This is a genomic window from Nocardia sp. NRRL S-836 (genome assembly GCF_001279525.1).
Taxonomy (GTDB): Bacteria; Actinomycetota; Actinomycetes; order Mycobacteriales; family Pseudonocardiaceae; genus Lentzea.
The window spans coordinates 64,190-76,843 of sequence record NZ_LGDY01000090.1; the positions used below are offsets into that span (position 1 = coordinate 64,190).

Here is a 12,654-nt window from a genome sequence, read left to right on the forward strand (position 1 = left end):
CCTGGGCAACGAGTTCGTTCGCGGGAGGTTACTCACCAGTTGGGTTAATGGCGGTTGCGGTCGGATAACAGCACTGAGCGTGACCTCGCACAACGGTCACCGCCGCCTGGACCACTCCCCGACAACCACGAACCGGCACGTGGCACACCTCACACCCGCTCCGTTTCGCAAGTCACGCGGGTGCGGACAGCAAAACGGGCGTGCACCCCCGTTGTGGGTGCACGCCCGTTTCAAGCGGCAGAACGCCAAGCCCCCGGAGGGGCCCAGATCACTTGAGGGTGATCTTGGCGCCGGCAGCCTCGAGCTTCTCCTTGGCGGCGTCCGCGACGTCCTTCGCGACACCCTCGAGGATCGGCTTCGGAGCGGACTCGACCAGCTCCTTGGCCTCCTTCAGGCCCAGGCCCGAGACGACCTCGCGGACGACCTTGATGACCTGGATCTTCTTCTCGCCAGCCGACTCGAGGACGACGTCGAACTCGTCCTTCTCCTCGACCTCGGCGGCGGCGGGGCCGGCCGGGCCGGCGGCGGCGACGGCGACCGGAGCCGCGGCGGTGACCTCGAAGGTCTCCTCGAACTGCTTCACGAACGCCGACAGCTCCAGGAGGGTCATCTCCTTGAACGCGTCGAGCAGCTCTTCGGTGCTGAGCTTCGCCATGATCGGCGGTCCTTTCTAATTTCCCGCGCGAAAGCGTCGGGTGTGTCTTCGGGTGATCAGCTTTCGGCGGGAGCGTCGGCTTCGGCGGCGGGAGCCGACTCGGCCTTCTTCTCCTGCAGGGCAGCAGCCAGGCGAGCGACCTGGGAAGCCGGGGCGTTGAACAGACCCGCGGCCTTGGCCAGGTTGCCCTTCATCGCGCCCGCGAGCTTCGCGAGCAGCACCTCACGGCTCTCGAGGTCGGCGATAGCCGTGACCTCGTCAACCGAGAGCGGGCGGCCTTCCATGAAGCCGCCCTTGATGATCAGGGCCTTGTTGTCCTTCGCGAAGTCGCGGATCGCCTTCGCGGCGTCGACGGGCTCGCCGTCGACGAACGCGATGGCGGTCGGACCGGACAGGAGGGCGTCGAGGCCCTCGATGCCGGCGTCCGCGGCAGCCAGCTTGACCAGCGTGTTCTTCGCGACGGTGTACTTGGTGCCCGCGCCGAGAGCGCGACGCAGCGTCGTGAGCTGCGCCATGGAGAGGCCACGGTACTCGGTGACAACCGCTGCCGAGCTGCTGCGGAACTGGTCCGCGAGCTCAGCGACCGCCGTAACCTTGCTGGGCTTCGCCATGATCGCCTCCTCTCTGGGCTGGGTGACCGCCAGGTGGAGAAGGCTCCGAAACAACAAAAACGCCCACGCGCACAAGCAGCACGGGGCGTTGCGAGAAGCTGGCCTCGTCCTCCCTGCGCGGGCCGCCCGTGTTGCAACGGGGCCTTCGTTCTCCTCGCGGAGAAAACCTGCGGTCTTCGGTAGAACCAACGAAAACAGTACTCGACTGTGTGCCACCACTCCAAATCGGCATGATGTGACCTGTGACGGACGAGCCCGGCAAGGACATCGCACCTCGGCAGCCCTCCCCGCCGCCGCAGCCCCCGGTGGACCCTGAGCAGCTGCGGCAGTTCCAGGAGTTCCAGCGCTTCCAGGAGTTCCAGCGCTACCAGGAGGCGACCGGCCAGGCACCGCAGCCGCCGAAGCAGCCGAACAACCGCCTCCGCTGGCTGCTGGTCGTGCTGGGCAGCGCGCTGTTCTGGCGCGTGCTGACGTTCCTCGTCGTGCTCGGCTCGGCCATCTGGGCCTACAACCACTTCTTCGGCGTCGAGGACCCCGGCGACATCGCCCAGGACAGCGGCGGCGTGACCGGCGCGGCCCAGGGCCTGTCCGCACCCGCCGGCCTGCAGGGCACCGTCGGCATGTTCTACAAGCACGTCTCCTTCGCCGACACGACCCGCGCCTGCACCCTGATCCTGCGCGACGACACCCGCCAGAAGTTCGCGAACGCCTACGGCGCAAGCGATTGCGGCGATGCGGTCAGGAAGCTGAAAGCCCAGGTCACCAGCGTCGACCGGTACCAGCAGGTGCTGTTCCCGCCCGACATGCTGAAGACCCCGGTCTCCACGAAGGTCACCATCGACTCCTGCGCCCTGACCGTCGAGGGCGGCCCGCGGCTGGGCACGTTCGTCGTCGAGAAGGTCAACTCCGGCTGGGTGATCACCGACTGGTCCCCCGGCACCTGTGGTTGATCGGGATGCATGGCGGACGCACTGGAGGTGCCCAGCCCTGACAAGGTCGAGTACATGGCCGACGTGGCCGCGGTGGCCGTCGACTACAAGCGGCAGCTGCTCGGCCTGCTCGAACTGCGGCCGGGCCTGACCGTCCTCGACCTGGGCTGCGGCCCCGGCACCGACCTGGCTGCGATGGCCGACGCGGTCACCACCACCGGCCGGGTGATCGGCGTGGACGTCGACCCGCGGTCCGCAACGCCACCATCGGCCGCCGGCTCGCCCGCCTGGCCCGCGCCGCCGGCTTCGAGGTCCAGGCCGTGCACACCGCGGCACCGGTCTTCCACGACTTCGAGACCGCCGACCGCATCTGCGCCTTCACCCGCAACACCGAACGCGCGATCCGCGCGGGCGCCATCGACCGCGCGGTCGGCGAACGGTGGCTCGCGGACCTGTCGACTGGCGACTTCCTGGCGACGCCGCTGGTGTTCCTGCTGTCAGCCCGCAGGCCGTTGCAGTGACTCGACGACCCGGGCAAGGCTCTCCGTGCCACGCCCCTCGGCGACCTGCTCGTCGACGAGCGCCTTGAACGAGCCGAGCGCGGCGAACGGCACGCCCTGCGCCTCGGTGGCGCGGACCAGCATGGCCAGCCCGGACTGGTTCATCGCCAGACTCGACTCGCCCCCGGCGTAGTCCCCGCGGTCGGCCTCCTCGGCGAACGTGACCAGCGCCGGGTGCAGGTCCGTCAGCCACGACAACAACATCGGCGTGAGCTCGGCCGCCTTGATCCCACCGGCCCGCGCCAGCGCCACGGCGTGCAGGAACCCACCGATCAGCCCGTACATCCCCGACAGGATCGCCACGTCGTACCCGGAGGCCAGCCCGGCGTCCGTCCCGAGGTACGTGACCCTCCCGAGCAACGCCAACCGCTCGCGCCACCGCTCGTGCACCGCGGCGGACCCGCTGTAGTTGATGGCCGACTCGTCCGTCCCGATCGTCTGCGGCACCGCGTACACGGCCCCGTGCAGGTACTCGGCCCCGTTCTCCGCAGCCCACCGCGCCAGCTCGCGCGCCTCCTCCGGCGTACCGGAGGTGAGGTTCACCAACGCCCGCCCGCGCACGTCCACGCCACGCAGAACCTCTTGCGCCGCTTGGTGATCGAGCACGGCCACCACCACGAGCCCACCACTCGCCACTGCCTGCTGAACCGTGCCGGCGACGACAGCACCGCTCCCCTCAAGTGCCACACCCTTTGCCGCAGAACGGTTCCAGACCGCCGTGCGGCACCCACCCCGCAGAAACGCTTGCGCCACAGCAACACCGAGGTTGCCCAGCCCGAGAACGGTGATCGCGTCAGATGTCATGCCCCCAGCTTCGCCGCGCGTGATCACCTCAACCAGTGACAGGATTGCCCCCGTCCACCAAATTCCTGCCATAGGCTGGCCGCCATGAGCGCCGGTTCCGTCGCCCTGGTCGTCCCCGCCGACTTCGGCGTCCTGGACCTCTACGAACTGGGCATCCCCGCAGCCGTCTTCGGCACCCCGCAACCCGACCTCGCCGACCCCTGGTACGAGATGTGGTGGTGCAGCACCACAGGCCGCACCCCGAACCCCACCTTCACCGTGCACACCACGCACACCCTCGAAGACATCGCACGCGCCGACACCGTCATCGTGCCGTGGGTGCCGGAAGAGGTGATCGAGGAAAACGCCCCGGTCCCACCCGACCTGGTCGAGGCCCTCCGCACCGCCCACGACGCAGGCGCCCGCATGGTCTCGTTGTGCGTGGGCGCCTTCGCCCTGGCCGAGGCAGGCATCCTCGACGGCCGCAGAGCCACCGCCCACTGGATGCACACCGCCCTGCTCGCCGAGCGCTACCCGGACGTCCAGGTCGACGACTCCGTCCTCTACGTCGACGACGGCAACGTCCTGACGAGCGCGGGCATGACCGCGGGCCTGGACCTCTGCCTGCACCTGGTCCGCCGCGACCTGGGCGCCCACGTCGCCAACCAGCTCGCACGCCGCATGGTGGTCCCCGCCCACCGCCCCGGCGGCCAGAGCCAGTTCATCGACCTCTCCGTCCCCGCACAGGACGACGACGGCCTCACCCCGGTCCTCGACTGGGCCCGCGAACGCCTGGACGAACCTCTGACCATCGGCTCCCTGGCCCGCCGCGCCGCTGTGAGCCCGCGGACGTTCTACCGCCGCCTGCACGCGGCCACCGGCACCACGCCGCTGCAGTGGCTGCTCAACGAACGCGTCGCCAGGGCGCAGGTGCTGCTGGAGTCGACCGACCTGTCGGTGGAGAAGATCGCGGCGTTGAGCGGCATCGGCACGGCGAACAACCTGCGGCACCACTTCCTGAAGCAGGTCGGGGTGTCGCCCAGCGACTACCGGCAGGCGTGGCAACCGGAGCGGCGGAAGCAGGCCGCTCCCCCCGCCGAGCACCACTGACGGCGCATGCAAAAGGCCCCCGGCGCGAGCCGGGGGCCTTTCACGAACGAACTCGGAACCGCGAGGCTCAGGCCTCGTCCACCAGCATGTTGCGGGTGCGGTTCGGGTCGACCGGGATGCCAGGGCCCATCGTCGTGGAGACGGTGACCTTCTTGACGTACCGGCCCTTGGCCGCGGACGGCTTCGCGCGAAGGACCTCGTCCAGCGCCGCCGCGTAGTTCTCGACCAGCTTCTCGGGCTCGAACGACACCTTGCCGATGACGAAGTGCAGGTTGGCCTGCTTGTCAACGCGGAAGTTGATCTTACCGCCCTTGATGTCGTTCACCGCCTTCGCGACCTCGGGGGTCACGGTGCCGGTCTTGGGGTTCGGCATCAGGCCACGCGGGCCGAGGATGCGGGCGATGCGACCGACCTTGGCCATCTGGTCGGGGGTCGCGATCGCGGCGTCGAAGTCGAGCCAGCCACCCTGGATGCGCTCGATGAGGTCCTCGGCGCCGACAGCGTCCGCACCGGCGGCCTCGGCCTCAGCGGCCTTGTCACCGGTTGCGAAGACGATCACGCGGGCGGTCTTGCCCGTACCGTGCGGCAGGTTCACGGTGCCGCGGACCATCTGGTCGGCCTTGCGAGGGTCGACGCCGAGGCGAATCGCGACCTCGACGGTGGCGTCCAGCTTCACCTTGGACGTTTCCTTGGCGAGGTTGGCGGCCTCCAGCGGCGAGTACAGCCGCTCCCGGTCCACCAGCTCCGCTGCGGCCTTGTAGGCCTTGCTGCGCTTCATATGTCTGTTCCTAACCGTGGATCAGTTCGTGGTGAATGAGCCGCGCTCGGCTCTCCCACGCTTGCTCGAGAAAGGGTGCGATCAGCCTTCGACCGTGATGCCCATGGAACGGGCGGTGCCGGCGATGATCTTCGCGGCCTGGTCGATGTCGTTCGCGTTCAGGTCGACCATCTTGGTCTGCGCGATCTGACGCACCTGCTCCATGGTCACCTTGGCGACCTTGAGGCGGTGCGGCTCGCCGGAGCCCTTGTCGACACCGGCAGCGGCGAGGATGAGCCTCGCGGCGGGCGGGGTCTTCAGCTTGAAGTCGAACGAGCGGTCTTCGTACACGGAGATCTCGACCGGCACGACCTGACCGCGCTGCGACTCGGTCGCGGCGTTGTAGGCCTTGCAGAACTCCATGATGTTGACGCCGTGCTGACCCAGCGCGGGACCAACGGGCGGCGCCGGGTTGGCGGCACCAGCCTTGATCTGCAGCTTGATGATCGCTGACAGCTTCTTCTTCTTGGGTGGCATGTCCGTACTTCCTGTTATTGCGGTGTCCGCGCGCGGCCCTGCCAGCCGCAGCGTGGCCGATCGGTTCCTCTCTCGAGGGAACCGCTCAGATCTTGGAGACCTGGCTGAACGACAGCTCGACCGGCGTCTCCCGGCCGAAGATCGACACCAGGACCTTCAGCTTCTGGCCGTCCGCGTTGACCTCGCTGATCGTGGCGGGCAGCGTGGCGAACGGGCCGTCCATGACGGTGACCGACTCGCCCACCTCGAAGTCGACCTCGATCGTCGGCTTCGGCGCGGTGGTGGAGGCGGCCTTCTTGCCCTCTGCCGGCTTCTGCTCACCCTGCGGGAGCAGGAACTTCAGCACCTCGTCGATCGTGAGGGGCGAGGGCTTGGAGGTGGCTCCGACGAACCCGGTCACGCCCGGCGTGTTGCGGACGGCGCTCCAGGACGCGTCGGTGAGCTCCATGCGGACCAGGATGTAGCCGGGCAGCACCTTGCGCTGCACCAGCTTGCGCTGGCCGTTCTTGATCTCGGTGACCTCTTCGGTCGGCACCTCGACCTGGAAGATGTAGTCCTCCATGTCGAGCGTGTGGATACGGGTCTCGAGGTTCGCCTTGACCTTGTTCTCGTAGCCGGCGTAGGAGTGCACGACGTACCAGTCGCCGGGCGCGTGGCGCAGGGCCTGACGCAGCTCTTCGGCGGGGTCGGCGATCTCTTCGTCGATCGGGGTCTCGTCGATGGCGAGAACGTCGACGTCTTCGTCAGCTTCGGCCTGGTCGGCGTCGGTCTCGGCTTCGTCGGCCTCGGCCACGGTGTCCGAGTCCTCGGAGTCCACAGCCTCCGACTCGACCGTCTCGTCGACCGCGGCGTCCTGCGACACCTCGTCGTCAATGAGGTCGGTCTTCTCCTGGGCGTCGACGCCGTTATCGGAGGTCACTGTGGATCTCGCTTCCTGATTGCAGCGGCAGCTGTCCGGCTCAGCCGAACAACTCGAAAACAGCCGCGCCGAAGCCGAGGTCGAGAGCCCACACCAGCGCGACCATCACGACCACGAACACCAGGACAACACCGGTGTAGGTGACGAGCTGCTTGCGCGTCGGCCAGATCACCTTGCGGAGTTCGCCGATGACCTCGCGGATGTAGCGGAAGAACCGCCCGATCAGCGAGGGACCCTTCTCTTGTCCATCACGGGCCTTCGTCGGGCGACCCTTCTTCGCGTCGTCGCCCGAGTCGTCGGACTTGACGGCGCTCTTCTTCGACTCAGCGCTGCTGCCGTCCTTGCGGGCGGCCGGGCGAGAGGAGGCACGACGTTCACGCCGCGCCGCAGCAGTGGACGGCCGGACAGCGCCTTCGCGCTCCTCCGGCTGGTCCAGCTCGCGGCCCTCGCTCATGCCGTCCTCCACTCCACCCATGACGCTTCGACAGCAGGGGCGACAGGACTTGAACCTGCAACCTGCGGTTTTGGAGACCGCTGCTCTGCCAGTTGAGCTACGCCCCTTCGGGATCCACGAGAGACCCCCTGGCCACGCAGGAAGTGTACGGGAGCCTGCCCCGTCCATTCCAACCAGACCGCCCCAAGCATCAGTCGAGCGGCCTGTCGCACAGCCTACCCACACGAGCACCGAGAAGACGAATCAGGGTCGGGCAACCGCGGTCGCACAGTGGCCCGGATCTCCCTTGAGCACGGCAAACACCACCGGATCAGGCGGTCCGGTGGTGTTGTTGATCACATGATCAGCCGACCCGCACGCGCGCGAACGCACCCGTCAACACCGACTTGCCGTCAAAAGCCGCGCTGATGTTGACCTTCACAGTTCCGTCGCCGAGGTCCTTGGTGACCTTCGCGGTCACCTCGACCAGCGCGCCCTCGCCGTCGTCGGGCACCACGACCGGCCGGCCGAACCGGCAGCCGTACTCGACGATCGCTCCGGGGTCGCCGACCCACTCCGCGACGATCCGCGACGCCACGGCCATCGTGAGCATGCCGTGCGCGATCACGTCCGGCAGGCCGACGTCCTTCGCGGTCTTCTCGTTCCAGTGGATGGGGTTGAAGTCCAGCGAGGCGCCCGCGTAGCGCACCAGGTCGGCGCGCGTCAGGCGGACGGACAGCGCCGGCAGCTCGGTGCCGACCTCGGTCACGACGTTCGCGCTCACGCGTCTTCTCCCCTCACGACGAGCATCGACCTGGCGGTGGTGACGGGCTCGCCGTCGACCGTGCTGATCTCGGTCCGGACGGTCACCATGTCGTTGCCCATGCGGGAGGTGATGGCGTCGATGTGCGCCACGCACACGAGCTGGTCGCCCGCGGTGACGGGCCGGTGGTGGACGAAGTTCTGGTCGCCGTGCACGACGCGGCTGTAGTCGAGCCGCAGCTCCGGGTCGAACATGACCGTCTCGTTCGTCTTCATCGACACCACGATCGCGAACGTCGGCGGGGCGATGACGTCCCTGTGCCCCAACGCCTTCGCCGCGTCGGCGTCGCGGTAGGCCGGGCTGGTGGCACCGATCGCGTCGGCGAACTCGCGGATCTTCTCGCGGCTCACGTCGTACGGCTGCGACGGCGGATAACTGCGTCCGATGAAGGCGGGGTCGAGAGGCACCGATCGAGCCTATATGCGACGAGGCCCGCCCCAGATGTGGGACGGGCCTCGTCGAAGACTCGCTACGCGTTCAGCGGGTTTCCTTGTGCGCGCGGTGCGTCTTGCAGTTCGGGCAGAACTTCTTGACCTCCAGGCGGTCCGGGTCGTTGCGCCGGTTCTTCCTGGTGATGTAGTTCCGGTGCTTGCACTCCTCGCACGCGAGGGTGATCTTCGGGCGTACGTCGGTTGCAGCCACGGTCCTTGCCTTCCTGAGAGCACGCTGGCCCCGACCTCGGAGGAGGCAACCGGTGCGGGCTTACCGCCCGGCGGGGATCTTGCTGAGTAGCGGTGGCCGGACTTGAACCGGCGACACAGCGATTATGAGCCGCTTGCTCTACCAACTGAGCTACACCGCTTTAACACACCACAGCCGCGATGCTCAGCACCGCGGCCAGTAGTGGAGCCCCTTTACGGAATCGAACCGTAGACCTTCTCCTTACCATGGAGACGCTCTGCCGACTGAGCTAAAGGGGCTTGCTCTTTCGTTCTTGCCGAGCGAGGAGAACTCTACAACACCCATCCTCCGAGTACGAAATCCGGGGGGTGCCTCAGTGCACCAAGGTGAGCACCGTCTCATCCCGGGCACCCCTGACCTGCACGGTTCGGGCCCGCAGCCACGCCTCGAAGCGATCTTCGGACAGCGGCCGCGAGATCAGGTACCCCTGCGCGACGTCGCAGCCCATCCCGACCAGCTGGTCGCGCGCGGCGTCGTCCTCGACGCCCTCGGCCACGACCACGAGACCGAGCGAGTGCCCCAGCTCCACGATCGACCGCACCACGGCCATGTCGCCGAGGTCCGTGCCCATCCCGAGCACGAACGACTTGTCGATCTTCACCTCGTCCACCGGCAGCTGGCGCAGGTACGCGAGCGACGAGTAGCCGGTGCCGAAGTCGTCGACGGCCAGCACGACGCCGATCGCGTGCAGGCGCCGCAGCACCGGCAGCGCGCGCTCGGGGTCGGCCATGACGCCCGACTCGGTGAGCTCGAAGGTCAGCAGGCCGGACGGCACGTCGTGGCGTTCCAGCGCGGCGGCCACGCGGTTGGGGAAGTCCTCGTCGGCCAGCGTCCGCACGGACAGGTTGACCGCGATGGACATCCGCAGCCCGCGGTCGAGCCAGCGCCGCACGCGTTCCAGCGCCCGGTCCATCACGAAGTCCGTCAGCACGTCCACCAGGCCGGTGGCCTCGACGGCCGGCACGAACTCGTCGGGGTCGACGCGGCCGAACTCGGGATGTGTCCAGCGCACCAACGCCTCCGCGCCCACGACCTGGCGTGAGGGCAGGGCGACCTTGGGCTGGTAGTGCACGGAGATCTGCCCGGTCTCGACGGCCTGGCGGAACTGCGTCACGAGCTGGAAGCGGCGCAGGAAGATCTGGCCCATGCTCGGCGCGTACGCGCGCACCGGCGCGCCCTCGGATGTGGCGCGCACGGCGACGTCCGCCCGCTGCAGCAACGTGTCCGGGTCGGGGTCCTCGGTCTCGGAGTCCGCTTTGGACGCGTACCCCACGACCGCGGAGGCCTCGACGGTCAGCCGGTCCACCGGGTACGGCACGGAGAGGCCCGCGCGCAGCCGGTCGGCGATCTCGTGCGCGGTCACCGCGCGCGAGTCGTCGAGGAACGCCGCGAAGGCGCCGCCCTCCAGCCGCGCCAGCGGCACGTCGGCGCCGAGAGCGTCGCGCAGACGGCGTCCGGCGGCGACGACCATGCGGTTGCCCCAGGCCTGGCCGAGCGCGTCGGACACCGTCGACAGGATGTCGAGGTCGATGCGCAGCACCACGGCCTTCTCCGACTCGCGCAGCGGTTCGGCGCACGCCTCGCGGAAGCCCGGCCGGTTGAGCAGGCCGGTCAGCGGGTCGTGGTAGGCGTCGTGGCGCAGCCGGGCGAGCAGCCGCCGGTTGTCCACGGCGGTCGCGAGGTGGGAGGCGAGCGTGCGCAGCAGCTGGATGTCGGCCTTGCCGAAGCCGCGCCACCGGGAGAGCCGGTCGTGCGCCTCGACGGCGCCGAGCAGCTGGGTCGCGCCGCGCAACGGCACCACCAGCGCCTCCTGCGCGTCACGGCGCAGCAGGGCCTCGGTGACGTCCTCGGTCGCGTCGGCCACTCGGTAGTAGCGGACGTGCGTGCCGGGCAGCTGCAGGACGGGGTCTTCGCGCACGGCCCGCGGGTCCGTCGCGGTCATCTCGTCGGGCAGCGGTTCGCCGGCGACGAGGGTGATCATGGCTTCCTGCGGGTCGGTGCGCAGGCGCAGCACGACCCGGTTGGCGTTGAGCTGCTCGCGGATGCGTTCCGCGATGAGCTGCCACTCGTCCTCTTCGACGTTCGCCGTGAGGTCGTCCTCCGGCTGGCGCGGGCCGGTGCCGTGCTGCCCTGAACGTGCGACGCGCAGGCTGACCTCGCTCAGCGCCTCCAGGTCGCGCTGTTCGCGCAGCAGCCCGGAGTAGGCGAGGTAGGTGGCGACGATCCCGGCCAGCACCAGGACGATCAGCAGGCCGCCCCACTGCGTGGTGGAGACGATCTGGTAGCCGACGAGGCCGGCCGAGGTGTTCAGCAGCGCCACGACCAGCGTCTGGAGCACGAGCCGCAGGCTGTTGCCCACCCGCATCGACTTGCCCATGAGCCGCAGCGCGCACAGGCCCAGCACGCTCGCGAGCAACGGCACGGTGATCGTGCCGACGAACGCGCCGGCCCAGAACGGCCCGCCCTCGCCGACCATCCGGTTCACGGCGGCCGCCGCGGCGAACGCGACGGAGATCTCCATGAACATCAGGCCCGCGTTGTAGACGGCGCGGTCCAGGATCCGGCGGCCGAGCAACGTGCCGACGCCCGCGACGACGTGCGCGGCGAGCACGACCTCGAACGGGGCCACGAGCAGGCCCAGCACCAGCGGGATCTCGGTGAAGGAGATCGTCCAGGCGACGCCGCTGCGGACGTCGACGTTGATCGCCAGCTGCTCGGCCAGCAGGAAGCCGACGACGAGCAGCGGGCCGATCCAGAAGAGGGAGGTGTGCTCCTTCTCGGGGAGCCAGGCCGCGACCATGCCCGCGCACACGACACCGGCCACCAGGAGGGTGACGGCGAACGCGCTGAACGCGCGGTTGGTCGACTTGGCCGACCAGGCGGCCGAGTCCGACACGGGGGCCGACGCTCGGTCGGACATCCAGCCTCCTCGACGGCCCGGGATGGGGAACGCTCAGGCGTGACTGAGGGGTCCCGTGCTGTGCGAGCAGGACCCCTCCAGGGGCACCAATGTACCCCGCTCGGGGGACGAAATGGCAGGTCGAGCACCCCTAGTGACGTCGGTTCACCCAGACGTGGCTAGTCGATGAGGCGCCCGTGGAGCACCGTCACGGCCTGCCCCGAGAGCAGCACACGATCTTGGGCGAGGGTGGCCCTGAGGAACCCGCCACGCGCCGACGCCTGCTCCGCCAGCAGGTCAGCGCGTTGCAGCCGAGGCACCCAATAGGACGCAAGGGTGCAGTGGGCCGAACCGGTGACGGGGTCCTCCGGGATGCCGGCGGCCGGGTAGAAGCACCGGCTGACGATGTCCGCCTCCCCGTCGCCGACGGCCGTGACGATCACTCCGCGTGACGAGATCTGTGTCAGTCCTTGGACGTCGGGGCGCAGGGAACGGACTTCCTCCGCACTGCCGACCTCGACGAGGTAGTCGAAGCGGCCGCGGGCGATCGACTTGATCGTCGCATGTGGGAGTGCCTCTATTAGGCCGACTGGCGGGTCAGTCAACTCTGGTGGGTCCGCCGGGAAGTCCATCCGGATCCACCCGTCGTCGGGTGTGCAGGTGAGCACACCGCTACGCGTGGTGAACCTCTGCTCCCCTCCCAGCACGTGAGCGGTGGCCAGCGTGGCGTGTCCGCAGAGGTCGACCTCGACCTCCGGGGTGAACCAGCGCAGGTGGTTGTCAGGGGTGACGAAGGCCGTCTCGGCGTGCTTCATCTCGGCTGCGACGTTCTGCATCCACCCGTCGTCGCGCGGTTCGGTCAGGAGGACGACTCCGGCCGGGTTGCCCGCGAAGCGCTCGGTGGTGAACGAATCCACGACGTAGATCTCCACAGGCCGACCCTGCCATGTAGAAGTG

15 protein-coding genes, 3 tRNA genes and 1 pseudogene are annotated in these 12,654 nt (G+C 68.8%); 4 read left to right on the top strand and 15 right to left on the bottom strand.

Annotation, left to right across the window (positions count from 1 at the left end; translation table 11 throughout):
* Positions 1–268: 268 nt before the first annotated feature.
* Together rplL and rplJ are read right to left on the bottom strand one after the other, a co-directional pair.
* Complete coding sequence (gene rplL, locus ADL03_RS10410) at positions 269–655, bottom strand: 50S ribosomal protein L7/L12 (RefSeq protein WP_053733172.1); 387 nt, start codon at positions 653–655, stop codon at positions 269–271.
* A 56-nt stretch (positions 656–711) separates the two neighbouring features.
* Positions 712–1,266, bottom strand: coding sequence for a 50S ribosomal protein L10 (rplJ, locus tag ADL03_RS10415; protein ID WP_053733173.1), 555 nt, complete (start codon positions 1,264–1,266; stop codon positions 712–714).
* A gap of 242 nt (positions 1,267–1,508) precedes the next feature.
* On the opposite strand from rplJ, the gene ADL03_RS10420 reads away from it, so the two are divergent.
* The 3 genes and pseudogenes from ADL03_RS10420 (at position 1,509) to ADL03_RS48315 (ending at position 2,716) form a co-directional block, all read left to right on the top strand.
* Positions 1,509–2,216, top strand: coding sequence for a hypothetical protein (locus ADL03_RS10420; protein ID WP_053733174.1), 708 nt, complete (start codon positions 1,509–1,511; stop codon positions 2,214–2,216).
* Between the two features lie 54 nt (positions 2,217–2,270).
* Positions 2,271–2,393 (top strand): annotated as a pseudogene (locus ADL03_RS50755) (ubiquinone biosynthesis protein UbiE); the annotation flags it as partial.
* A gap of 122 nt (positions 2,394–2,515) precedes the next feature.
* The gene (locus tag ADL03_RS48315) at positions 2,516–2,716 is read left to right on the top strand and encodes a hypothetical protein (RefSeq protein ID WP_053733176.1); all 201 of its coding nucleotides are present in this window, start codon (positions 2,516–2,518) and stop codon (positions 2,714–2,716) included.
* Here the strand turns inward: ADL03_RS48315 and ADL03_RS10435 are convergent.
* Positions 2,693–3,631, bottom strand: coding sequence for an NAD(P)-dependent oxidoreductase (locus ADL03_RS10435; protein ID WP_369808964.1), 939 nt, complete (start codon positions 3,629–3,631; stop codon positions 2,693–2,695). The two genes, ADL03_RS48315 and ADL03_RS10435, sit on opposite strands and share 24 nt — an antisense overlap.
* Before the next feature lie 12 nt (positions 3,632–3,643).
* On the opposite strand from ADL03_RS10435, the gene ADL03_RS10440 reads away from it, so the two are divergent.
* Complete coding sequence (locus ADL03_RS10440) at positions 3,644–4,648, top strand: GlxA family transcriptional regulator (protein ID WP_053733178.1); 1,005 nt, start codon at positions 3,644–3,646, stop codon at positions 4,646–4,648.
* A 67-nt stretch (positions 4,649–4,715) separates the two neighbouring features.
* On the opposite strand, the gene rplA is transcribed toward ADL03_RS10440, so the two are convergent.
* The 12 genes from rplA to ADL03_RS10500 form a co-directional block, all read right to left on the bottom strand.
* Positions 4,716–5,426: a 50S ribosomal protein L1 gene (rplA, locus tag ADL03_RS10445; RefSeq protein WP_053733179.1), complete on the bottom strand. Its 711-nt coding sequence runs from the start codon at positions 5,424–5,426 to the stop codon at positions 4,716–4,718.
* A gap of 81 nt (positions 5,427–5,507) precedes the next feature.
* Positions 5,508–5,942: a 50S ribosomal protein L11 gene (rplK, locus tag ADL03_RS10450; RefSeq protein ID WP_053733180.1), complete on the bottom strand. Its 435-nt coding sequence runs from the start codon at positions 5,940–5,942 to the stop codon at positions 5,508–5,510.
* 85 nt (positions 5,943–6,027) lie between these two features.
* Entirely contained in the window at positions 6,028–6,861 is an 834-nt protein-coding gene (nusG, locus tag ADL03_RS10455; protein ID WP_053733181.1) for a transcription termination/antitermination protein NusG, read from the bottom strand.
* A 40-nt stretch (positions 6,862–6,901) separates the two neighbouring features.
* Positions 6,902–7,315 carry a preprotein translocase subunit SecE gene (secE, locus tag ADL03_RS10460; protein WP_053733252.1) on the bottom strand — a complete coding sequence of 138 codons (414 nt, stop codon included), beginning with the start codon at positions 7,313–7,315 and terminating at the stop codon, positions 6,902–6,904.
* Between the two features lie 34 nt (positions 7,316–7,349).
* Positions 7,350–7,422, bottom strand: a tRNA-Trp gene (locus tag ADL03_RS10465).
* Between the two features lie 236 nt (positions 7,423–7,658).
* A complete protein-coding gene (locus ADL03_RS10470; RefSeq protein WP_053733182.1) occupies positions 7,659–8,078 on the bottom strand; it encodes a MaoC/PaaZ C-terminal domain-containing protein in 420 nt (139 codons plus the stop codon).
* Positions 8,075–8,524, bottom strand: coding sequence for a MaoC family dehydratase N-terminal domain-containing protein (locus tag ADL03_RS10475; RefSeq protein ID WP_053733183.1), 450 nt, complete (start codon positions 8,522–8,524; stop codon positions 8,075–8,077). The genes ADL03_RS10470 and ADL03_RS10475 overlap by 4 nt, the downstream gene beginning before the upstream one ends.
* Positions 8,525–8,594: 70 nt before the next feature.
* Entirely contained in the window at positions 8,595–8,759 is a 165-nt protein-coding gene (rpmG, locus tag ADL03_RS10480) for a 50S ribosomal protein L33 (protein WP_053733184.1), read from the bottom strand.
* Positions 8,760–8,846: 87 nt separating this feature from the next.
* A tRNA-Met gene (locus ADL03_RS10485) sits at positions 8,847–8,919 on the bottom strand.
* Positions 8,920–8,961: 42 nt separating this feature from the next.
* A tRNA-Thr gene (locus tag ADL03_RS10490) sits at positions 8,962–9,037 on the bottom strand.
* Positions 9,038–9,111: 74 nt separating this feature from the next.
* Complete coding sequence (locus ADL03_RS10495; RefSeq protein ID WP_053733185.1) at positions 9,112–11,718, bottom strand: bifunctional diguanylate cyclase/phosphodiesterase; 2,607 nt, start codon at positions 11,716–11,718, stop codon at positions 9,112–9,114.
* A gap of 158 nt (positions 11,719–11,876) precedes the next feature.
* Positions 11,877–12,629 carry a PhzF family phenazine biosynthesis protein gene (locus ADL03_RS10500; RefSeq protein WP_053733186.1) on the bottom strand — a complete coding sequence of 251 codons (753 nt, stop codon included), beginning with the start codon at positions 12,627–12,629 and terminating at the stop codon, positions 11,877–11,879.
* Positions 12,630–12,654 lie beyond the last annotated feature (25 nt).